A 21,569-nucleotide genomic window follows, 5' to 3' on the forward strand; every position below is an offset into this window, starting at 1 on the left:
TGTTGTTATTCCCACGGTTTCTTCATATACAAATCCATAGGAAATACAGGATTTACAAATGCGGCAACAGCCGTTGCCAAGCGTCGGGGAACGGCATGACAAATAACGGGAATACCCGTCCGCGCCGAAACTTCCTCGGCCAATATCGCTCCCTGCCGCACATCACTTACCGCTGTATATTGACAGCAATGGGTATTATTAATCAACCCCTGCACGGGCATACGCGCCGCTTTTTCTATTTCCCTGAGGTAATACACCGCTTTTTCCGGTGTATCCGACAACGGTCTGTTCCCATTAACGACACACCATAACCTTGCTTCACATTGCTGTAATTCATGGCGGTACCGAGCCAATACACGGGCACCGGAAGGATTGCCGCCAATATCCATTACCCCGTACCGACAGGACTGTTGAAATAAGGTGACCACATCGGGCGGCATGGCCGGTAAATCGGCATCCATATGCTGTGACGAGCTCATGATTAAACGTCCGCCTTTCGCTTCCACCAATGCTTTACATTCGCGGGAACGAAAATACGGATCTACAATATCCAAATCGGCCAATGCAAACGCATATCCCCGCGCCGCCAATGTAAAGGCAAGATTCAAAGCTACTTCCGTTTTACCGCTGCCGAAATGCCCCACTACAATATGTACTCGCGAAGCATCTATCCAATCCGTCATCGGTCTCCCCCCTTCCGGCTCCCATAATCGCCTTGTATATTATAAGTATTTCTATATTCCATGTATTTATTCATATAAGCAGAGCATTTTATTTTCTCATACAAAATATGTTATTTTGTTATTTATATTATAATTCACCCCCTATGATTCCGCAATATATACTGCAGTAAAACGTTATTCCTATGCATAAATAATGTGCCTGCTTTCTATGCTTGACGAATAGTAATACTCCTATTTTTCCTTATTATTTTAAATCCTACGGTACATGTCGTTTCTTTTGAAAATTTATAAATTTGCAAAAGAATCTTGCCGCTTACTTTTCCGAATTGTCGGTCTGTACTTTACATGACATGTATTGTCAATATGTTTCATATTGGAAACTCATTTATAAAAAAATACCGCAATGCGTAAACGCATTGCGGTATTTTTCTTTCCCTTATAAAGCGGCGGCAATAATACTGTCCAATTCCTCCGGAGTGGTCGTCGGTTCAAAACGAGTAACCTGCTGTCCGTCACGACTGATTAAGAATTTGGTGAAATTCCATTTTACCCCGTTGCCTTCTAAATTGTCGGGATAATTTTTACGTACTACTTCTTCAATAATTTTTCCGCCCGGCTTTTGTAATTCATATCCCCGGAACGGCGCCGTTTCCGTCAAATATTTATATAACGGAATCGCTTGTTCTCCACGTACATCCACTTTCGCAAACAACGGGAAAGTAACCCCGTGATTTAATTTACAAAAGCTCTGTATTTCTTTCGCATCGCCAGGTTCTTGTTGTAAAAACTGATTACAAGGAAATCCTAAAATGACCAGGCCCCGATCTTTATATTTTTTATACAACCCTTCCAACCCGTCATACTGCGGTGTAAATCCGCATTTGCTGGCAGTATTTACAATTAACACCAATTTCCCCCGATACTCGCGTAAAGCCACGTCATTACCGGTAATATCTTTTACAGAATAATCATATATGCTCATAATAGAGCCTCCTTTTCCTATATACTGACCCTAAGGGGTACACAACACCTGAATATCTTGTTTCATCAAAACTCTCTCTTATGCGTTAATTTTATTTATTATTTATTAGTAATTATTTTTTGTTATGACAATATTATACCATGCCTTGGTATACAAGGCAATAGTTTTTGATAAAAATAAAAAATATAGGTTACGCCGCCGTTCCCTATGCACCTGCCGGCTATATCACGGATAGTCACGCCATTTTTATCCCTTTTTTCGCGCGTGCCGACGCTATGCGTGCCGATATTTATTTGACTTTTGTTCTCATAATACGAATAGCATTTCTTGTATACTGTCCGAACACTAAAAATCCCGCTCTTATACGATATAAAAAAACACGCCGCCGGTATGCCTTCCGGCGGCGTGCGGCACCGAATCGGTCCCCGACGAACAGATCCGTGCAAATATACTGTTTATAAAAACAAATGACGAATCGCCGGGCCGATAAAAGGGCCATAGCAAAATTGCAGAAAAAGAAAGACAAAAAATCCGATAGAGCCGCCCACAATAGCCCCGTTAATACGGATCCAAGCCAAATCTTCTCCGACTTTGCTTTCTAAAAACGCATTAAACCTCTTCTTATCAAATCCGGAGAGTACATCACGGACTGCTACAGCGATCAGCGAATGTTCATTTTCCAAAATCACCAAGCAGGCGCGCCGAATTTGTTCATTCAGCCATTCTTTTATTTCCGGATGTTCACTGCAATAAGACAAATAATGGAGAAACTGTTCTTCCAACATATCTTTCAGCTCTTCCCGACCTTGTTCTCCGACTGTAAAATATTCCCGGCCCGATTTTTGTGTCGCTTGTAACCATCGTTCAATAGGCAAAGAATCCACAAATTGATCTTGCCAGTTTTGTACGGCATACGCCAATTGCCCGTTCATTGAGTATAAAAATAATTCAAACTTGCGACATAACCATACTCGGTCTTCGCCTTCCGCCTGTTCCCACTGTTCCAGCCACGACAATATACCGCCCTTAATATCTTTAGCTATTTTACGGGTATCTACCATACCCAAAAATTTATTAATCGTAATCACCGAAGCCGGCGTATGTTTAGATTCTTCCATCCATTGTTGCAACATACGTGCCAGCAGGGCATCAAAATCGTCACTGTCTACCAATCGTCTGCCTAAGCGCACCGCATCTTGCAACATATGACTGTCCGGATCTTCCAACAAGGAAATCAGTCGATCTTGAAAAAAAGCTACTAACGGCTGCTGTTTTAAATAGCGACGAATTTGTGCGGCAATATTGGCCTGCGTCTTTTCCTGTGACGCAAAACGATAGGCCCGTACGCCCACTTCCAACAGAATCCTACGAAATCGTTCTCTACCGCGGGGAGAATGAACCCATTGAATCAACAAGTCCATGAAAGAAACATCATACAACTTTTCTTTCCATTTTTCCGGCTGCAATAATTTTTCGGAAATCATACGGGTAATCCCGTCAATAATCTGTGTGCGATTACGATATAACAATTCCGTATGATACGGAAAACCCAACGGCTTTTCAAATAATGCCGTCACGGCAAACCAGTCCGCAATACTGCCGATAAGTGCCGATTGAATAACAAAAAACAGCAACGCTTCCCGGACACCTGCCGGATGCGTATACCACCATGCCAAAATAGCCAGAAAGCAAACCGCCGATAATCCCAGGATGGCGTCGGCCCGTTGTCGATACGTCATCTCACACGCCTCCCTTCAAGCTGTACATAATAAAGAAAATAATCGCGCCCAAGACCGCCCCTACTAAAGAACCGTTAATTCGAATCATTTGCAAATCATACCAAACCCGACTTTCCAATTGTTCCGCCAAGTACCGGCTGTCATATTGTAAAATTTCCTGTTGCGCCGTTTTACCGAACCAAACTTGCAGCCGCTTCAATTCTCGGGCCACAAAAGCCAAGGCCGCACGATTAACTTGTTCCACCTGATCGGGACTTTCCCGCCATGCTTCCAATTTTCCCACTACATACTTAGCAGCAGCCGTACATACACGTTTTTGCCGATCCGGATCCTGTACGTATCGTTGCCACGCTTCTTTGGTATCCGGACGGGTCACCAAATTTTTATACATCCGGTTTTTATACCCTTCCATACCTTCTTTCCACGCCGCATTAAATTCAATTTTATCCGTTTGTGCCCATAAGTATCGCAAAGCTTGTTCCCGTTTCAAAGAATTCGGCTGTTTGGCTTCCGCCAACACGGTTAAAAACTTTTGCGACAATTTTTCCGCCACTGTCCGGGAACTGAAAATCTCACTTTTTAACAGCGGTTTAATAAACAGTTTCATAAACGGATGCCGATTCGCATACTGCTGAATAGAGGCTTCGTAAATCTCTCCCATATATTTTTTCATAGTGTCGCTTTGAATCAGTATTTCTAAATGCAAAATCATAAAATCAAGAAAATCTTTTCCCGACTCCCCTCGCAACCCGATTCGAATCGCCTTGCTCATAATCGGCGCCAGTTCAATTCGTTCAATAGCCTGTCCCCCTACATTGGCAAATATGCGCACAATCGTTTTCATGTCGACGGTGTACAAAAATGTATTTAAAATTTGTCCGGCAATCCTTTCCGCCGATTGAAAGCCTTTTTCCGTTCGCAAATAGTCCAATGTGGTACCTAAGACAGGATGATGTTTCAACACATTATACATATTGGGTACTGTTAAAATTTCATGTTCCACCATTTGACGGGCCATCTCCGCAATTCGTTCTTTGCTGTTCGGTATTAATGCGGTTTTAAATGAAATTCCCAACGGCTTGCGAAATAAAGCGGTTACGGCATACCAATCCGCTAAACCGCCGATCAGCGCCGCACCGGCAACGTGTGTCAATAAGCCGCCCCAAAACAAATCCCGCACAGGATATGCTAAAAGCAGTACAATGGCCGCTATAACCAGAATATAATTAGCAATATGCGTACGTTTTTGTACGATTGTTTTTGTTTCTGCCATTATTTTTCTCCTTTTCCCCACTTGTTCTCCGCCTCGCCGTATAACCACCGTCGTGTATCCCCCGCTTGTTTCGGAATCCATAGCGGAATATGTCCATATTGTCGAACAAAGGTAGCGGACGGTTGCCACACGGAGCCGAAATAATGCATAGGAATCAACGCTTTTCGCACCTTTACGACCTGCAAAAATCCGCTTACGCCCCATTCCCTTGCGCTTTCCAAACGCGCATCTACCGGAAAGAAAGCAAAATCCGTCGTCAACCCGGAAAGATGTTGCATTTCCCGTATAAAGTTTTCTTTAGCCCGGTCATTATTTTGCACCGTATCGCCGTTCCAATGCCACCGGTTCAAGTCCCCTGCATGAAATAATTGTATCCCGTCAGTACGCACATAAAAAGAACCGCCTTCATCGGTGGAACCATATTGCGTAATCGTCACATCATCTATGACTATTGTATCATATACCCGAAGGCGCTGCATTTTTTCCGACGCTGAAATTGCCAACGGCACTTCTTCATTGACAATATAATGTGCCGTTTTCTGTTGAAATGCGGCAATCTGCGGATTGAAATGATCCTCGTGACGATGACTGACAAAAAACCATAAGGGCTTCCTTGTTTTTTCCAACTGCGATACTACCCCCGCCGGATCCCGCCAATAATCAAACACCAGTATTTTTGACGGAGTTTCTACGGCAAATCCGCTGTGATGTAAAAAAAATAGTTGTATTGCCGCCATATATAGCCACCTTTCTATCTATTCCCTACTATTCCCTACGTTACAGTTTTTATATAACTTTTTTATTATACCATTAAATCCCCCTCTCTATGAAGACATCCGGCAATTTCTTCTATGTCCGTATGAACTGCCTTCTAAAAAACACGTTAACGCCGCGCCTTCTCATATACGGTATATGGTATAATAAAATCGAAAGAAAAGGAGTATACCATGAACAGCCTGCATATTAAACAATTTATTTATCAATTAGGCATTCCCTGTGTAGGCATTGCGCCGGGACAATTTCCTGCGCCGCCGCCCCCTGCGCGTCCTTGCCCCTTAGCCGCCGGCCAAGGGGCCGAACGCTATGAGCCGGAACGATTATTATCCCCTTGTCGCTCTATTATTGTCATGTTATTTCCCTATTATGTTGCCGACCCGCCGACCGCCAATCTTTCGCTTTATTGTCGCAGTACGGACTATCACCTTCTGATTCGCCGCTATTTACAAACCGTTGAAGCCTATCTGCATCAACACTATCCGTCTTGTCGCACGCTGTCCGTTGCCGATACTTCGCCGCTTGCCGATCGCTATTTGGCTTATTTGGCCGGACTGGGATTTATAGGCGATAATGACTGCTTTATTCATGAACGCTACGGCTCGTATTGTTTTATCGGCAGTATTCTTACCACGTTACCCCTGACGCCGGATACCCCGCTGCACCGGGAATGTTATCATTGCGGCGCCTGTCGTCATGCTTGCCCGGGGCATTGTTTCGATGGCGCCGATTACGATTATCGTCTTTGTAAATCCTATTTAACACAAAAAAAAGGCAGCCTTTCGCTGCCTGAAATAGAAGTGCTCCGAAAGACACCCCTGATTTTCGGTTGTGACATGTGTCAGGCCGTCTGCCCTCATAATGCCGAGATTCCGGAAACGCCGCTTAATGACTTTAAAGAGAATCGTATATATACCTTATCGCACGAGGCGATAGCGTCCCTTTCCAATCGCGAATTTCAACGGAAATACGGCAATCGCGCCTTTGCCTGGCGCGGCAAAAAAATCTTATTACGCAATATGGAATACCTCCGATTACCCCCGTCAATGCCAGAGCAGGCCCACGGATATACACAACAACAACACGCCGACGAAAACCGCCGCACCTATAACAAAAGGAATGAATAATAAAAATGCCGCCGCCCCCAGGCTCCGACCCGTACTGAAATGATACACCGCTTGTATCGCTAAAATCCACAGTATACAGGAAATAATATACGCTATACTGCCCACAATCCGGACCGTCGCCTCTCCTATACACGGGGTCAACGCGACCGCTGCAAGGCGTATATACTGCGGTAATAAAGCAAAACAGCCTCCCGCCAACAAAGAAGAAAACCGTCCGTGTCCTCCCAAAATCCTTGACGCCCCGTGTGTCAAGGCGACTACCGCAAGTAACAATACGGCTATTCCTAACCAATTGTTCGACGCATACGTGTTCTCCGTCGCCATATCGGCCGCTTGTACCAATATGATGTATAACACCGCAATACCGAGTCCTTCCTTGAGGCGGGTTTCTTGTACAATGTGAGTCATCGTCGTCTGCGGATGCAAACAGAGATTACTAATCTGATCCAATACCTGTAAAATGTATGATTTTACCATGCCGTCACCGCTTTCATCAATACCGTCGGCAAGGACAGGGACGAATCTTCCGCTACATTCTTAACCGCTTGCGAAAGGTTCAAGTTGCCTTTTACCCAATCCTGCCAAGGTTGTCCGTCTTCATACGTAACCAAACAATCTTCATCATCGGCATCCGTATGCACCAGTTTTTTAGTATAGGCCAACGCATCATAATAATTTCCCAAGCGATCGACCAGCCCCAACGCTTTTGCCCGGCTTCCCGTATACACGCGTCCGTCCGCCAAAGCGCGTACCGTTTCCGGACGCATATGACGTTCTTTAGCCACAACAGTAACAAATTGATTATACATTTCATTAACCATATCTTGTGTCATTTGCTTTTCTTCCGCCGTCATGGGACGGAAAGGAGAAAAAATGTCCTTATGGGCCCCCGATTTTATTTTTTCTTCACGTATACCTAATTTACGACTAAGTCCCCGAGCATCATAATAAGACATATATACCCCGATGCTGCCCGTAATCGTAGACGGATCTGCAAATAAAGTATCGCCGTATACTGCTAACCAGTACCCTCCGGAAGCCGCCGTATCCCCCATAGAAACCACAACGGGTATATGATTATCTTTAGCACGCTGCAATTCTCGAGCAATTTCTTGCGTGGCGGCGGCACTGCCGCCGGGACTGTCAATCCGTAATAAAATCGCGCCTACCTCCGCATCCGCCGTCGCCTGTCGTATTTGTTTCATAAGCGACGGTGCCGTTGCACCGCCGGTATTCCAAAATCCCTGTCCATCGCCGCCGGTAATGGGGCCGCTCACTGTAATAAGGGCAATTTTTTTCCCTCTTTTTCCGCTCCCGTCATACGGCCCCCGCACATGCAACCAAGCCGCCATAATGGTAATCACGCAAATGACCAAGAGGGTAACGCCCGTTATATACCGTTTCTTTTTTTCTCCCATAGTATCACTCCTAAAAAAAGCCGAAGTATGTCCTATACTGCTTCGGCTTTTGACTTATTCATGATGTGTATCCAAATTTAAGAATAACGTATATTCATTTTTAAAGAACAACTTAATCGAACCGACCGGTCCGTTCCGATGTTTCGCCAAAATAACTTCCGTAATATGTTGATTTTCCGTTTCTTTGTCGTAATAATCTTCCCGATACAAAAAAGATACAATATCCGCATCTTGTTCCAACGCTCCCGATTCCCGTAAATCACTGAGCATAGGACGTTTATCTTGGCGATTTTCCACACTGCGGCTCAGCTGTGATAAAGCAATCAACGGGACTTTCAATTCCCGTGCCAAGCCCTTTAAAGAACGGGAAATTTCAGATATCTCCTGCTGACGACTTTCCGAATTACGTCCCTGCATTAACTGTAAATAGTCCACAATAATCACATCCAACCCATGTTCCGCCTTTAAGCGACGTGCTTTCGATCGCATTTCCGCAATAGAAATTCCCGGGGTGTCATCAATATATATGGGAGCATTATATAACTTTTCACAAGCTTCCGTGAGACGTCCCCACTCCTCATCGCCGGCAACATGTCCGGTACGCAATTTCTGCGAATCAATATGCGCTAATTGACATAATAATCGTTGCACCAACTGTTCCTGCGACATTTCCAAAGAAAAAAAAGCTACCGTTTTATGTTGGCGCACCCCTACATTTTGAGCAATATTCAGTGTAAAAGCGGTCTTTCCCATACTGGGCCGAGCCGCAATAAGAATAAGATCCGAGTTTTGAAGGCCGGAGGTCATCCGATCCAACTCGCGAAACCCGGTAGGTAAGCCGGTTAACCCGGCTTTATTCGCATATAATTCTTCAATCTTATGCAAGGTTTCCGTAACTACCTGACCGACCGGCGTAAAATCCCCACGAACTTTATTTTCCGCTAATTTTAAAATTTTTTGTTCCGCCCGATCCACCAATTCTTCCGACGCTTGTGTCCCCTCATAAGCACTCGTCGCCAATTCCGTACAAGTAGTAATAAGATTACGAGCCAGCGCTTTTTCCACTACAATATTCACATGATATTCCAAATTGGCGGCTGTAGACACGACATTCGGCAAGGTAAGAATATACTCCAAACCGCCGACATCATCCAATTTCTTCATGCGTCGCAATTCTTCCGGCAAAGTAATAACATCCACTTCCTGATTGGTTCGATGCAAACGGGCCATAGCTTCAAAAATAACTTTATGTACATCTCTATAAAAATCCTCCGCTTGTAACAACTCCAACGCCGTCACTACCGCGTTATGCTCCAGCATCATCGCTCCCAATACGGCTTGTTCCGCTTCTATATTTTGCGGCGGAATCCGTTGTTCCATAATAACCTCCTTATTTTACCAACATGAACGCTAAAACTTCCTGAATCGTTTCTACCGGATGAATTTGTAACTGTAAATGATCCGCAGGTATGTCTTTTTCATTTTCTTTAGGAATAACCATACTCTTCATACCCGCCTGCTTCGCCCCGTAAGCTTTTTCAAACACTCCGCCTACCGGTTTGACACGTCCCTGTACAGAAATCTCTCCCGTCAATGCCGCATCTTGTCGTATAGGGGTTCCGGTGATAGCGGAAATAAGTGCCGTCGTCACGGCGCAGCCGGCCGACGGTCCGTCAATGTTTCCCCCGCCGACAAAATTAATATGTACATCATAGTCCGACAATTCTTTTCCTGTCACACTTCGTACAACAGCAGCCGCATTAAACATGGAATCTTTCGCCATGGATCCGGCCGTATCATTAAAACGATAATATCCCTTCCCCGGCACATGCGCCGGAAATGCGACCGCTTCAATTTCCAATGCGGATCCCAAGTATCCGGCCACGCCTAAACCGAAAACTTTACCGACTGCCGGCACGGAAGATGCCTTATCGGTAACATAAGGTACTAAACGGCTGATTTGTGCCACACGCTGTACATGCTCACAAGTTAACGTCAACGAATCCTGATGACCGCTTTGATATACAGCGAGACCATATGTATCCGCTAAAATATTCACCGCTTTTCGACCTTCAATCGTATACGAAGCAATCTTTGCCGCCACACCGTCCGCTAAAGACACCTGCAATTGTTTGGCCGCATTTTCCACAATTTTTTCAATATCCTGCGGTACCAGCGGTTCAAAAAACACTTCCGCACATCGTGAACGAATGGCCGGATTAATTTCCGAAGGATCGCGAGTCGTAGCACCTATGAGAATAAAATCAGCCGGAGCTCCGTCTCGAAAAAGTTTGTGAATATACGCCGGCACATTCGGATCTTCTTCATCATAATATGCGGAATCAAAGGTCACTTTTTTATCTTCCAACACTTTTAACAGTTTATTCAACAACATCGGATCCATTTCGCCGATTTCATCAATAAACAGAATCCCGCCATGTGCCTCCGTCACTAATCCGGGTTTAGGTTCCGGAATACCCGTATCCGCCAAGTCTTTCCTGGCACCTTGATAAATAGGGTCGTGTACGGAACCGAGCAGGGGATTTGTCATATCTCGTGAATCCCAACGCAAAGTAGTGCCATCCGTTTCAATAAACGGCGCCTCCGCGGCAAACGGAGTAAACGGCAATTGTTTCGCTTCTTGTAAAATAATGCGTGCCGCCGTCGTCTTACCGACACCCGGCGGTCCGTATAACAGCAAATGTTGCGGATATACGGACGCCAACTTGCTCTGCATCGCTTCCACCGCGCGTTCCTGTCCCACAACCGCCTGTAAAGTTTTCGGACGAACGCGTTCCATAACGGATTCGGTTAATTGTATCGTGTCCAATTTCTGCAAATCCGTCAATTTTTTCTTCGTTTGCGGCGTTTCCACGTCTTGCAGTTCTTCAGAAATAATCTGCATCTTAATTTCTTGCACATACTCCTGCTGCTTTTCATCCATACGGCGCGTAATTTTCTTTTCCAGTCGTTCTTCTACCGCCTGTCGCGCCAACATTTCCGCCAACACCGATTCCAACTCATTTAATACATCTACTACTTCATCGTCATTAGGAATGCGGTCATACGCAGTGCTTTCATATACCAACCGCTGTAAACCCACCAAACGCTGCCGCGGATCTTCCGAATGGATATAGGTCAATGCCGAGTATTTACTGGCGCGCAATACCATTTTTTCCGAGCCGATCAAGCCGGTAAATGCCCCATATAATACATTTACTTGACGACGCAATTCTTCTTCCGCCGTCGGTTCCAAATATTTATGTCTTTGTAATAATTTATCCAATAATTCCTTCATATATGCCTCTCCGGATCTACCCTTCCACTACCTGAACTTGAATAACTCCGGTAATCGTCGGATGCACACGAATCACCACTTGATAGGTTCCTAAACTTTTTATGACTTCTTTCATTTCTACTTTCTTCTTATCAATAGTAATCCCATATTGTTCTTTAGCCGCTTCACTAATTTGTTTCCCTGTAATAGCGCCGAAAACCTTACCGCCTTCGCCTACCTTGACCGGAATACGTAAAGAAACTTTTTTCAATTGACTGGCCAACAGCACGGCTTCATCGGATGCCACCTGCTCTTTATGTCTGGCGGCCGCCTTTTTTTGTTGCGCATCATTAATATTTTCCGCCGTCCCCGGGGCCGCTAATTTTCTCGGTAACAAAAAATTTCTTCCGTATCCTTCCGAAACTTCTACAATTTCCCCTTTTTTTCCTAATTTTTTTACATCTTGTAATAAGATTACTTTCATCCCTTATCAATCTCCTTTGCATGATTTTCTTTCATTTGCGCCCTTACCGCTCTTACCACTTCTTCTTGTGCGCCGGCTATGGTTTTTCCTTTTAATTGTGCGCCGGCTACCGTTCGATGACCGCCGCCGCCCAGCGCTTCCATTACCAATTGTACGTTAATGTCGCCTTTAGAACGGGCGCTGACACCAATACAATCATTCGCCAACTCATAAAAAGTAAATCCGGCCTGCACATGCTCAATATTCACCAATGTATCGGCACATTGAGCCGCTAAAATCATCGCGTTTTTTACACCCGGAGGACAAATAGCCAACGCAATCCCTTCGGAAATATGCGCTGCCGATAAAATTTTGGCTCTATTCTTCAAACTTTCAAAATCGGAACTGAATAACGCTCTGACAATTTCCGGATCCGCACCGCTGCGTCGCAAATAGGACGCGGCATCAAACGTACGCACCCCCGTTTGTACAGCAAAATTTTTCGTATCCACAATAATCCCGGCATATAACGCTGTCGCTTCTATTTTTTCTAATTCCACTTCTTCCTGATAATATTGTAAAAGCTCTGTCACTAATTCACAAGTCGAAGAACTGGATGCTTCTAAATAAGTCAACAACGGTTTCTGAATAAAATCGGAACTCCGCCGATGATGATCGATTACCACGCGCCGCTCCGTTAAATCCAGTACATTAGGAGCAACGGTCATATATGGACGATGCGTATCCACAACAAACAGCAAGGTCGCCGCATTACACAACGATTCTGCCGTTTCGGCCGAAATAAACAAGTCTTTAAATTCCGGGCGATCACTAATTTGTTCCTTTAAACGCTGAATAGCATCCGTTTGCTTACTGACAATAATGTGCACCGGTTTTCCCAAACTCCGCGCCATATGTGCCACGCCGACAGCCGCACCGATACTGTCATAATCTTCTCTTTCATGTCCCATAATCAATACGCGCTCGCTCGTATCCACCAATTCTCTCACGGCTTGCGCCACTACCCGAGCTCGTACACGCGTATTTTTTTCTACTGAACGCGTTTTTCCTCCATAAAAATGCGGGGTACCGTCCGCTTCATACACCACCGCCTGATCACCGCCGCGTCCCAAAGCCAAATCCAAACCGGCTCTCGCTTTTTCCGCCAATTCATTAAAATCGGCTCTGCCTGCAACCACTCTTTCTTCCGGAGCGGCGGCAATCCCCATACTAATCGTAACAGGAATTCGATTAACTGTGTGAATCTTACGAATTTTTTCAAAAAAGAAAAATTATCGGCTTGTAAGGTTTGCAACGCCTTATGCGTCAAACAAGCAAAATATTTTGCATTGCCATAAGAACGTACAAATCCTCCTAACGCCGTCAATTCATCAAGTAAGCAATTATTTACATTTGTCCACAAAGTAGCTTGCTGTACGGCGGATAATCCTTTACTCACTTCTTCCATATTATCGATTTCAATATCACAAAAAGCCGGTACGGTTTGTAAACAATTCCGTTTTTGTGTTTCCGTTTCACTAATGTCTTCAAAATATAAAATAAGATAATTATCCTCCGAAGCCTCTTCCGTCTGTAAATATTTATAAACCACTCGATATTGTCGTTCCCTCATGGTTTCAAAAAAAGATCCGAATTTCCCCCAAAATTTATCAAGATTTAAATTCGGCAATATTTGCTTTAATTGCTGCTCCGCATCCAATTCCCCCACCCAATCGCGAAATACACTGTTTGCCCAACAAATAGTCCCCTGCATATCAACAATCGCGATTCCTATGGGTAAATTCTGTACGGCATAGGTAGAAGCTTGATCCACTCCCTGTGAAATAGAATCCAGTAACTGCTGCATGGCTAAATTTCGTTCATTGCTGTTCTTTCGCGTTAAAAGATACGCGCCTATACTTAAAATCAGCGCCAATAAAGAAATAATCCAATTATATACGGCAATAACCGCCAATAATATGACAATAATCCAAAAAAACGGTTGTTCGGTTTGCGGCGACAGCATTTTTTTTAACATTATAAGGCCTCCTATGCACTATAGCACGGCTTTGTTTCGTCGATATGAAAAAAGCAAATCCGCCAATCCCAGTACAAAGACAATATAAGAAAAAAAGGGGATACAAAAGAACAAAAGAAGGACCAACCCTTGAAAAACGACACTTTTTTTTCGTGCCTGCAAAAAAGAAAAAAGGAAAGAAATGCCCTGCACACAAATAAAAAAGAAAGCAATTTGTAAAAGATTCTCTCCCGTCCATTGTACCCAAATCCACGACCGAGTCGTGCCCCAGTACTTCAGTACCAAAGATACTATATATAAGTATACCATACCGCGCCCCATATCCCAACAACGCACCGGTAAAAAAGAAACCGCCTTCTGTCCCTGCCGGTGTAGCTGAAATATAGCCAATCGCAAGGTAATCCACGCGCTCAAACTGAAAATTTCCACCAACAAAGAGGGTACCATGTACGGCACCGTATGCCAAAGACTTTGAAGCTGCGTTTGCAAGGCAACCTTATCCGCCTCCCCCATTCCCTGCGCCGTCGCCATTGCCGTCAGCCGCTCTCCCCAGAGGATTACAAACTGCTGTACATAAGTAAACACCGTCACGCCTTGTACAACATACAGCCGGATTGCCAATACCGCCGCCATCGCACATAATACGATAAATCCGCTCCCCCAACAATGAAAAAAAGACCGACGCTTACGTAACCCGAACCCCATAATCATACCGGAAAGACAAAAGAAACCCGTTTCCACGGTCCCCCCATATGAACCGCCCCAATACACCGTAAGAATCACGGCGCCTATCGCTAATGCCGCGGTTTCCCGCCACGTTGCCCGCATATACATCCATACCACCGGAACGGGCATGACACACATGGCGAAAAAAGAAAAAAAGGGGATAAACACCGTGCCGAGAGTCAGTACAAACATACTCAAAATAATATACAACAAATCTCGTCTCGAAGTTGGCTTCATATGTTTAACGGCCTCCCAAACTAATTGTTTTTATCAAAATCGAATGCACACATAATAAACAGCGGAGGCTCTTACCTCCGCTGCCTTTATCCGGTTTCTTACACTTCCATAATAATCGGTAAAATCATAGGACGACGCCGTGTTTTTTCATATAAATACCGACTTAACGTATCGCGCACTTGCGATTTAATCGTAGACCATTCCCGAATATTGCCGGTTTCACACCGTTCCAATACGGCCGCTACACGCTCATGCGCTTCCTCCATCAATGCCTCGGAATCCCGTACATATACAAAGCCGCGAGAAACGATATCCGGTCCGGCCACGACATGGCAGGTTCCTTTCGCCAACGTCATGACAACGACGACCATCCCTTCCATCGCCAGTTGCTGCCGATCCCGAATAACAATATTCCCTACATCGCCGACGCCCAATCCGTCTACAAATACACGACCGGCATTCACACGACCCGCTTTTCGACCGCTCCGACCGGTAAATTCAAAAACTTGTCCATTATCACCGATCAACACATGATCCGGCTCTACGCCCATCATCACCGCCAAATCCCCATGTAACCGCAACATTCGATATTCTCCGTGTACAGGGAGAAAGAATTTCGGTTTAATTAACTCCAACATAATTTTTAATTCTTCTTGGCTGGCATGACCGGACACATGAATTTTTTTATCTCGTCCCGCCACTACCTTGGCTCCCAACTTCAACAAATTATCAATCGTTCGAGAAACCCCGGTTTCATTACCGGGAATAGGCGTGGCGGAAATAATTACCGTATCCCCCGGCATAATCGTGACCGTTCGATGATTATTGGAAGCCATACGCGACAACCCCGCCATCGGTTCGCCCTGACTGCCGGTAGTCAAAATTAAAACCTGATCCGCCGAATAACGATTTAACTCATCCGGCTCAATCAACATTCCCTGAGGAACTTCCAAATATCCCAATTCCGTAGCAATCTGCACATTATTGACCATACTGCGACCCAATACCGTTACTTTACGATTAAATTGCGCCGCCGTATTAATAGCCTGCTGAATCCGCGAAATATTAGATGCAAACGTAGCTAATATAATACGACCCTCAGCTTCTCGAAACGCTTTGCGAAACGCATGCCCTACTGTAGTTTCCGACTCCGTATACCCGGGGCGTTCCGCGTTGGTGCTGTCCGACATAAGCAATAATACGCCGCGTCTTCCCAATTCCGCAAATTTATGAATGTCCATTTGTCGGCCGTCCACCGGGGTTAAGTCCATTTTCCAGTCTCCTGTATGGACCACCGTACCTACAGGGGTCTTAAAATACAAGGCACTGGCATCGGGAATGGAATGATTCGTATGAATAAATCCTACTCGCATAGAAGCGATTTGTACTTCATCTCCATGATGCACTTCATGTAACGTATAGCGGGAAATATGATTTTCCTTCAACTTCCCTTCAATAAGTCCGCATACCAACTTGGTGGCATACACCGGAACATTAACTTCATTTAACAAATAAGCCAAACTGCCAATATGATCTTCATGCCCATGGGTAATCACCACTGCCCGAACTTTGTCACGATTTTCAATCAAATAACTGATGTCGGGAATGACCAAATCGATACCGAACATATCATCATCAGGAAAAGCCAAACCGGCATCTACTACGACAATATCATCTCCATATTGGATAACTGTCATATTTTTACCAATTTCACCTAAGCCGCCCAAAGGAATGATCATTAATTTTCCTTTTTCGCCAAAATAATACCTCCTATATTAAATTATTTATCCATTATATCCGCTCTTACCTTAGACCCGCACTTCCGAGCAACCATCCTCTCGGACCGCACTGCCTGATTTGCACTGTTATGACACATTATTTTTTAAGATATACAGAACACGCCGGAAATACTTATCCACTCTATTTTCCGCCTTTTTTTGTATAATGTCAATAACGCCGCCTTATTTTTACATAAATTTAGCCGCTACAGGCTCTTACGGTTTACCTGCCCGAAAAAGTCTTGCGTCCGTCGTTGATTTTGAGGAGCGACGATTTCTTTTGCCTGTTCTTTTACCGTCATCGGAATCGTCACCGGTTCCGGCGTACCGTAATGATAGGTTACAAAAAAGCACAATTTACTTTGCTGTAATGCCCGCTGCACCAAATTATATCCCGCCAACGGCGTCTTCATGCGTGCCAACATCGGCTGTAACGATTGCATAAGCAGCGGCAATTGTGAGGTCAAATCCCCTTCCGCATGAACAATGCGCCGACTTTCAGGATCCACCCGTACATACAGCGTAATTGCCGGCAGATTTACCGCATCGAACGCAGCAGACAGATTCCGCACTGCCGGTGTGTCGTTTTGCGCCTTTTCCATATACGTCAACGCCCGTTCATAAGACTGCCGATTATACACCACTTGAAATACATGCGGTTCAATCTCTCTTGCCCGTGCCGCATAATCTTCGTTTCGGCTCTGAAATAAGGGCGTATTAACCGGCACATTCGGAACCGCATATTTCAACCAAAAACCGCCGACCGCTTCCGGAAGCTTATAATAAAAAACATACGTCCGATCTTTTCTTTCTCCATAAAAAGGGATTTGAAATTGTTCATTAACCGCACCGAATACGGCAATATCCGCCACACCTTGCAAACGATCCGTCGCATCCGCATGCATTTGTATTTTCGCATAAGCCGCACCGACTATCGGTGCTTCCCCGGCAACATGAATTTCTATTTCCCGAATATTCGCTTTTGCAGTTTCCTGTACCGCCTGCCGCCAGGCCGGCGATACGGCGGGAGCATCCGCATACGTTGTCGCCGCACTGCCCGCACATACACCGGCGGCCATAAAAGCCAAGACCCCTATATACCGTAATTTCCCAATCATCCGTTTCCACATCATCGTTACTGCTCCTCCTGTATCATTAAAAACCTATTCCCAACCGACTGTATGATATAAATCATAAAAGTGATGAATCGGTCCATGTCCTTTTCCTATCGCAGGAGCATGGCAAATTCCGCGAAAAACATACGTTTTAGCCTCTTTCACTGCTGCTGTCAACGACAGTCCCCGTGCCAAATTCGCCGCAACGGCACTGGACAAAGAGCAGCCCGTTCCATGCGTACCGGTGCTCTCAATATGTTTTCCGGGGAAATAATGACATTGTGTTCCGTCATACAAAATATCCGTCGCATCTTCTATACGATGGCCTCCCTTGATTAAAACCGCTTTTGCCCCCATAGCGGCAATCATCCGGGCGGCCGTTTCCATATCGTCCAACGTACTAATCGGTCTGCGTACTAAAACTTCCGCTTCCGGAATGTTCGGAGTCAAGAGCGTCGCTCCGGGAATCAATTCTTCTTGTAATACGCGTTCCGCTTCCGGTGCCAACAACCGTTGACCGCCGGTCGCCACCATTACCGGATCCACCACCGTAAAAGGAGGCTTATATTGCGCTATTTTAGCAGCAATCACGCGAATCGTTTCCGGTACACTGACCATCCCTATTTTTACAGCATGTACGGGAATATCTTCAAAAACCGCATCCAATTGTGCCGCAATTAAAGAGGGCGGCACATCCATATACTCCCGAACACCTTGTGTATTCTGCGCCACTACGGCCGTAATTGTATTCAAGGCAAAACAACCGTGTGCACAAATTGTTTTACAATCCGCCGCCGCCCCGGCGCCGCCGGAAGGATCCGTACCGGCAATTGATAATACGTGCTTCATATAGAATCTCCTCCTACATTTTCCGTTCTTTATACGACAATATATCCAATCCGCCCTTATCGACATAAAGAAGCAATTGTGCCGACGGTCGATTTTCATAAGGTATCGGAACCTGTATAACCGCTAAGGAGGGAGAAGAAAAAGAGAGGCGTACGCCGGTCCAATCATACAACCATTGTTCTACAAACGGCGTATGTCCTACAATCCCCACATCTTCCGTGGTCGCCGTTTGTACGATTTCCGGTAACAGCCCCCGCGCCTCTCCGGTGCCCGCTCCGTAATGAATACCGAAAGACGTCACCTCTACTCGGCTTCTTATAATCTCCGCCGTTTCTACGGCACGTTCATAGGAACCCGACCATAACGTTAACGGTCGCCGTGCTAAAACCGTTGCTAAAATATGAGCCAATGTACCGACTTGTTTCCGTCCTGCCGCCGAAAGCGGTCGCTGCGCATCCGCCATTCCCGCACACGGCAGTTGCGCTTCTCCATGACGCATTAAAAAAATACGCATACGGCACTCCTTTATAATTATTCCGCTACATGTTCAATACCCACTGAAAGCAGTGTAAACACATGCGCATCCGCCAAGGAATAATACACGACTTTACCGTCCCGACGAAAGTTCACCAACCCGGCATCGCGCAACGTCCTCAATTGATGAGAAACTGCCGACTGTTCCATTTGAATGCCGTCCGCCAGCTCCCGCACGCACCGTTCTCCATGCATTAATGCCTGCAAAATACGCAACCGTGTCGGATCGCCCAATACTTTAAAATTATTTGCCAATTCCTGAATATTGGCTTTCAATCGTTCCGAATCATGCGAAAGGTGCCATTCCCGTTCCACTTGTGTACGACTCTTATTCGCCTCTGTATGTTCCAACTTCATCGCTCCTATCGAAGACATCGCAATGCATGCACCTCTACCTGTATCTATTATAGCATGACACAAGTAAGTAAGCATACTTCTTTCGGTATTTTTTACCCAAAGACTCCCCCTGTGTGTCCGATTATTATTTAGCGTCCTTCGTCGAACAGCAGGCTGCAGCCGAACATGCCCGCGCTTCTTCCAGGCGTTCTTTCTGACAAACACCGCAATAGCCGTAAATTTCCAAATGATGGCCGGCAATTTGAAAATTCGTTTCTGTAGCCAAATGATTTTCAAATTCCGACAAAGGACAGTCCGCGATTTCCACAATTTTATGACAACGTAAGCAAATTAATCGATGCGTATGCCCCGATGCCCGCAACGCAAACCCATATTTACGTGAATCGGGTAATAATGTTTTGACTGTCACTTTCTTTTCTGTAAACATTTCCAAAATACGGTATACGGTAGAAAAATTTATCCGTTGCCCGTCTGTCGTCAATTGATGATACACTTGTTCCGCCGTAAGGATACTGCTGTTTTCCAACAACATATGCAAAACCATATTGCGCGTACGTGTACTTTTCAATCCGTACCGATGTAAATATTCCCCATAATCTTCCCCCATATATTTTTTATTTACCATAGTTTTTATCTTCTCTTTTCCTGCTTTATTTTTTGCATTTCTTTGCATACCATGACGAGCACCAAAAACAATACGGAAATAATGGCGGTCATCCCGCCGGGAGCGGTATTCAGCCAATAGGAAACCGTCAACCCCGAAATAATATCAATAAAGCTGACAACCACCGCCGCTCCCATGGTTGTTCTGAATCCTTGTCCCAATTGCAGCGCCGTAGCTACCGGCAGGGCGATTAAAGAACTGATCACCAAAATACCTACAATGCGTATGGAAACGGAAATCGTGGCGGCCACTAAAATAGAAAAAATATAGTTAATCCATTTGCTGTGCACGCCGGCAATTACCGCGCCTTCTTCATCAAACGTCAACAACACCAATTGAGGATATAATTTCCATACGGTTACAATAGACGCAACACTTAAAATAACGACCGACCACACATCTTCTCTTGAAACCGTTAAAATACTGCCGAATAAAAACGACTCCACATTGGCATGTACCGCTCCGGAACTAATAATCGTAATCGCAATCCCGACAGACAGGGATAAAATAATCACCAGAATCAACTCGGCATACCGCCGAAACCGTTGACGCAAAATTTCAATACTTACGCCGAAAAAAGACGTAACGAAAAAAGCGCTGACAATCGGATTTTCCCGCACCAACAAACCCATCGCCACCCCTGCCAACGAAGCATGTGCCAAGGTGTCGCCAATCATCGCATACCGCCGTAATACCAAAAATATACCGATAAGCGGGCAAACAACGGAAATCAATACCGACACAATAAACGCATTTTGCATAAAGGTATATTCAAACATGGTATTCACTCCCTACTGCAGCGGAAAGAAATTCCCGTACATATTCTTGCGGCGCGCAGCCATGGCACACGCCTCCTGAAACATGCAACATCTTGGTTGCATGTTGTACGGCAAATTTCAAATTATGTTCCACTGTAATCACAGTAATTCCCTTACAGCGATTTAACTTTTTAATAAAAGGATACAGTTCCCACTGACTTTGTACATCAATTCCGGTCGAAGGTTCATCAAATACCAACATTTCCGGATTTCCCAACAACGCTCTGGCGATCATCACTTTTTGACATTGTCCGCCGGATAAACTGCCAATCAGCCGATTTCTTAAATGGCTTACTTTCATTTGTTCCAACGAGGCCAACGTATCTTCCTTATGTTTTAACCGCAAGGCTTTTCTGTAACAATCCAATACTTCAAATACGGTAATAGGAAACTGACTGTTCAAGGACTCAAATCGTTGCGGTACATATGCACAGCGGGAAAATGAATTGACAATTTTTCCCTGTGTAGGTTTCAATAATCCCAGTATGAGTTTTACCAGGGTACTTTTACCGCTGCCGTTTTCCCCGACAATAGAAACATAGTCTCCGTCCCGAATAGTGAAATCTATGTCGTTTAATAACCCTGCTCCTCGTTCATACGAAAAATATACATGTTGAAATGAAATCATACACGTCCCCTTTTCTGTACAATACCCCTTATTATACCTTGTCTTATTCATTGTTTATTATATAGTTCCCCTAAATAAAATGCAAGTTG

At 45.0% G+C, this 21,569-nt stretch carries 20 protein-coding genes and 1 pseudogene; 1 reads left to right on the forward strand and 20 read right to left on the reverse strand.

The genetic code is table 11. From position 1 onward, the window contains the following. Positions 1-5 precede the first annotated feature (5 nt). From HMPREF1039_RS06860 to HMPREF1039_RS06880, 5 genes are all read right to left on the reverse strand, one after another. Entirely contained in the window at positions 6-683 is a 678-nt protein-coding gene (locus HMPREF1039_RS06860; protein ID WP_007391663.1) for a hypothetical protein, read from the reverse strand. A gap of 436 nt (positions 684-1,119) precedes the next feature. Next, a complete protein-coding gene (locus HMPREF1039_RS06865; RefSeq protein ID WP_007391631.1) occupies positions 1,120-1,665 on the reverse strand; it encodes a glutathione peroxidase in 546 nt (181 codons plus the stop codon). A 455-nt stretch (positions 1,666-2,120) separates the two neighbouring features. Then, the gene (locus HMPREF1039_RS06870; protein WP_007391643.1) at positions 2,121-3,404 is read right to left on the reverse strand and encodes a DUF445 domain-containing protein; all 1,284 of its coding nucleotides are present in this window, start codon (positions 3,402-3,404) and stop codon (positions 2,121-2,123) included. A gap of 1 nt (position 3,405) precedes the next feature. After that, entirely contained in the window at positions 3,406-4,677 is a 1,272-nt protein-coding gene (locus tag HMPREF1039_RS06875; RefSeq protein WP_007391671.1) for a DUF445 domain-containing protein, read from the reverse strand. Next, positions 4,677-5,414, reverse strand: coding sequence for an MBL fold metallo-hydrolase (locus HMPREF1039_RS06880; protein ID WP_007391715.1), 738 nt, complete (start codon positions 5,412-5,414; stop codon positions 4,677-4,679). The genes HMPREF1039_RS06875 and HMPREF1039_RS06880 overlap by 1 nt, the downstream gene beginning before the upstream one ends. A 210-nt stretch (positions 5,415-5,624) precedes the next feature. Here HMPREF1039_RS06880 and HMPREF1039_RS06885 point away from each other — a divergent pair, with 210 nt between their 5' ends. Then, positions 5,625-6,578, forward strand: a complete 954-nt coding sequence (locus HMPREF1039_RS06885) for an epoxyqueuosine reductase (protein WP_007391673.1) — start codon at positions 5,625-5,627, stop codon at positions 6,576-6,578. Here the strand turns inward: HMPREF1039_RS06885 and HMPREF1039_RS06890 are convergent. The 15 genes and pseudogenes from HMPREF1039_RS06890 to HMPREF1039_RS06960 all read right to left on the reverse strand — a co-directional run bounded on the left by HMPREF1039_RS06890 (position 6,495) and on the right by HMPREF1039_RS06960 (position 21,480). Further along, on the reverse strand, positions 6,495-7,055 hold the full coding sequence (locus HMPREF1039_RS06890) for a YIP1 family protein (protein WP_039891907.1): 561 nt from the start codon (positions 7,053-7,055) through the stop codon (positions 6,495-6,497). The two genes, HMPREF1039_RS06885 and HMPREF1039_RS06890, sit on opposite strands and share 84 nt — an antisense overlap. Then, the gene (sppA, locus tag HMPREF1039_RS06895; RefSeq protein WP_007391727.1) at positions 7,049-7,996 is read right to left on the reverse strand and encodes a signal peptide peptidase SppA; all 948 of its coding nucleotides are present in this window, start codon (positions 7,994-7,996) and stop codon (positions 7,049-7,051) included. Before sppA ends, HMPREF1039_RS06890 begins: the two co-directional genes overlap by 7 nt. Positions 7,997-8,050: 54 nt before the next feature. Next, on the reverse strand, positions 8,051-9,376 hold the full coding sequence (gene dnaB / locus HMPREF1039_RS06900; RefSeq protein ID WP_007391667.1) for a replicative DNA helicase: 1,326 nt from the start codon (positions 9,374-9,376) through the stop codon (positions 8,051-8,053). A gap of 10 nt (positions 9,377-9,386) precedes the next feature. Continuing rightward, positions 9,387-11,294 carry a Lon family ATP-dependent protease gene (gene lonC, locus HMPREF1039_RS06905; protein WP_007391719.1) on the reverse strand — a complete coding sequence of 636 codons (1,908 nt, stop codon included), beginning with the start codon at positions 11,292-11,294 and terminating at the stop codon, positions 9,387-9,389. Between the two features lie 16 nt (positions 11,295-11,310). Then, positions 11,311-11,757: a 50S ribosomal protein L9 gene (rplI, locus tag HMPREF1039_RS06910; protein WP_007391647.1), complete on the reverse strand. Its 447-nt coding sequence runs from the start codon at positions 11,755-11,757 to the stop codon at positions 11,311-11,313. Beyond that, positions 11,754-13,774 (reverse strand): annotated as a pseudogene (locus HMPREF1039_RS08635) (DHH family phosphoesterase). Before HMPREF1039_RS08635 ends, rplI begins: the two are co-directional and overlap by 4 nt. Positions 13,775-13,792: 18 nt before the next feature. After that, complete coding sequence (locus HMPREF1039_RS06920; protein WP_235720042.1) at positions 13,793-14,737, reverse strand: DUF2232 domain-containing protein; 945 nt, start codon at positions 14,735-14,737, stop codon at positions 13,793-13,795. A gap of 98 nt (positions 14,738-14,835) precedes the next feature. After that, positions 14,836-16,476, reverse strand: coding sequence for a ribonuclease J (locus HMPREF1039_RS06925; protein ID WP_007391724.1), 1,641 nt, complete (start codon positions 16,474-16,476; stop codon positions 14,836-14,838). Between the two features lie 245 nt (positions 16,477-16,721). Then, positions 16,722-17,648, reverse strand: coding sequence for a hypothetical protein (locus HMPREF1039_RS06930; RefSeq protein ID WP_007391696.1), 927 nt, complete (start codon positions 17,646-17,648; stop codon positions 16,722-16,724). 30 nt (positions 17,649-17,678) lie between these two features. Continuing rightward, positions 17,679-18,479, reverse strand: coding sequence for a bifunctional hydroxymethylpyrimidine kinase/phosphomethylpyrimidine kinase (gene thiD, locus HMPREF1039_RS06935; RefSeq protein ID WP_007391722.1), 801 nt, complete (start codon positions 18,477-18,479; stop codon positions 17,679-17,681). Between the two features lie 13 nt (positions 18,480-18,492). Continuing rightward, the gene (locus HMPREF1039_RS06940) at positions 18,493-18,993 is read right to left on the reverse strand and encodes a SixA phosphatase family protein (protein WP_007391651.1); all 501 of its coding nucleotides are present in this window, start codon (positions 18,991-18,993) and stop codon (positions 18,493-18,495) included. 17 nt (positions 18,994-19,010) lie between these two features. After that, positions 19,011-19,370, reverse strand: a complete 360-nt coding sequence (locus tag HMPREF1039_RS06945; protein ID WP_009369704.1) for an ArsR/SmtB family transcription factor — start codon at positions 19,368-19,370, stop codon at positions 19,011-19,013. Between the two features lie 124 nt (positions 19,371-19,494). After that, on the reverse strand, positions 19,495-19,995 hold the full coding sequence (locus tag HMPREF1039_RS06950) for a Fur family transcriptional regulator (protein WP_007391639.1): 501 nt from the start codon (positions 19,993-19,995) through the stop codon (positions 19,495-19,497). A 5-nt stretch (positions 19,996-20,000) separates the two neighbouring features. Continuing rightward, a complete protein-coding gene (locus tag HMPREF1039_RS06955; protein WP_007391685.1) occupies positions 20,001-20,813 on the reverse strand; it encodes a metal ABC transporter permease in 813 nt (270 codons plus the stop codon). After that, entirely contained in the window at positions 20,806-21,480 is a 675-nt protein-coding gene (locus HMPREF1039_RS06960; protein WP_176603352.1) for a metal ABC transporter ATP-binding protein, read from the reverse strand. Before HMPREF1039_RS06960 ends, HMPREF1039_RS06955 begins: the two co-directional genes overlap by 8 nt. Positions 21,481-21,569 lie beyond the last annotated feature (89 nt).

It is taken from the genome of Megasphaera lornae, from assembly GCF_000214495.1.
GTDB lineage: Bacteria > Bacillota > Negativicutes > Veillonellales > Megasphaeraceae > Megasphaera > Megasphaera lornae.

What these genes read in the sequence shown, in the direction of transcription:
- HMPREF1039_RS06860 (WP_007391663.1), bottom strand. Translation starts at nt 683, where the DNA reads ATGACGGATTGGATAGATGCTTCGCGAGTACATATTGTAGTGGGGCAT.
- HMPREF1039_RS06865 (WP_007391631.1), bottom strand. Translation starts at nt 1,665, where the DNA reads ATGAGCATATATGATTATTCTGTAAAAGATATTACCGGTAATGACGTG.
- HMPREF1039_RS06870 (WP_007391643.1), bottom strand. Translation starts at nt 3,404, where the DNA reads ATGACGTATCGACAACGGGCCGACGCCATCCTGGGATTATCGGCGGTT.
- HMPREF1039_RS06875 (WP_007391671.1), bottom strand. Translation starts at nt 4,677, where the DNA reads ATGGCAGAAACAAAAACAATCGTACAAAAACGTACGCATATTGCTAAT.
- HMPREF1039_RS06880 (WP_007391715.1), bottom strand. Translation starts at nt 5,414, where the DNA reads ATGGCGGCAATACAACTATTTTTTTTACATCACAGCGGATTTGCCGTA.
- HMPREF1039_RS06885 (WP_007391673.1), top strand. Translation starts at nt 5,625, where the DNA reads ATGAACAGCCTGCATATTAAACAATTTATTTATCAATTAGGCATTCCC.
- HMPREF1039_RS06890 (WP_039891907.1), bottom strand. Translation starts at nt 7,055, where the DNA reads ATGGTAAAATCATACATTTTACAGGTATTGGATCAGATTAGTAATCTC.
- sppA (WP_007391727.1), bottom strand. Translation starts at nt 7,996, where the DNA reads ATGGGAGAAAAAAAGAAACGGTATATAACGGGCGTTACCCTCTTGGTC.
- dnaB (WP_007391667.1), bottom strand. Translation starts at nt 9,376, where the DNA reads ATGGAACAACGGATTCCGCCGCAAAATATAGAAGCGGAACAAGCCGTA.
- lonC (WP_007391719.1), bottom strand. Translation starts at nt 11,294, where the DNA reads ATGAAGGAATTATTGGATAAATTATTACAAAGACATAAATATTTGGAA.
- rplI (WP_007391647.1), bottom strand. Translation starts at nt 11,757, where the DNA reads ATGAAAGTAATCTTATTACAAGATGTAAAAAAATTAGGAAAAAAAGGG.
- HMPREF1039_RS06920 (WP_235720042.1), bottom strand. Translation starts at nt 14,737, where the DNA reads ATGAAGCCAACTTCGAGACGAGATTTGTTGTATATTATTTTGAGTATG.
- HMPREF1039_RS06925 (WP_007391724.1), bottom strand. Translation starts at nt 16,476, where the DNA reads ATGATCATTCCTTTGGGCGGCTTAGGTGAAATTGGTAAAAATATGACA.
- HMPREF1039_RS06930 (WP_007391696.1), bottom strand. Translation starts at nt 17,648, where the DNA reads ATGATGTGGAAACGGATGATTGGGAAATTACGGTATATAGGGGTCTTG.
- thiD (WP_007391722.1), bottom strand. Translation starts at nt 18,479, where the DNA reads ATGAAGCACGTATTATCAATTGCCGGTACGGATCCTTCCGGCGGCGCC.
- HMPREF1039_RS06940 (WP_007391651.1), bottom strand. Translation starts at nt 18,993, where the DNA reads ATGCGTATTTTTTTAATGCGTCATGGAGAAGCGCAACTGCCGTGTGCG.
- HMPREF1039_RS06945 (WP_009369704.1), bottom strand. Translation starts at nt 19,370, where the DNA reads ATGAAGTTGGAACATACAGAGGCGAATAAGAGTCGTACACAAGTGGAA.
- HMPREF1039_RS06950 (WP_007391639.1), bottom strand. Translation starts at nt 19,995, where the DNA reads ATGGTAAATAAAAAATATATGGGGGAAGATTATGGGGAATATTTACAT.
- HMPREF1039_RS06955 (WP_007391685.1), bottom strand. Translation starts at nt 20,813, where the DNA reads ATGTTTGAATATACCTTTATGCAAAATGCGTTTATTGTGTCGGTATTG.
- HMPREF1039_RS06960 (WP_176603352.1), bottom strand. Translation starts at nt 21,480, where the DNA reads ATGATTTCATTTCAACATGTATATTTTTCGTATGAACGAGGAGCAGGG.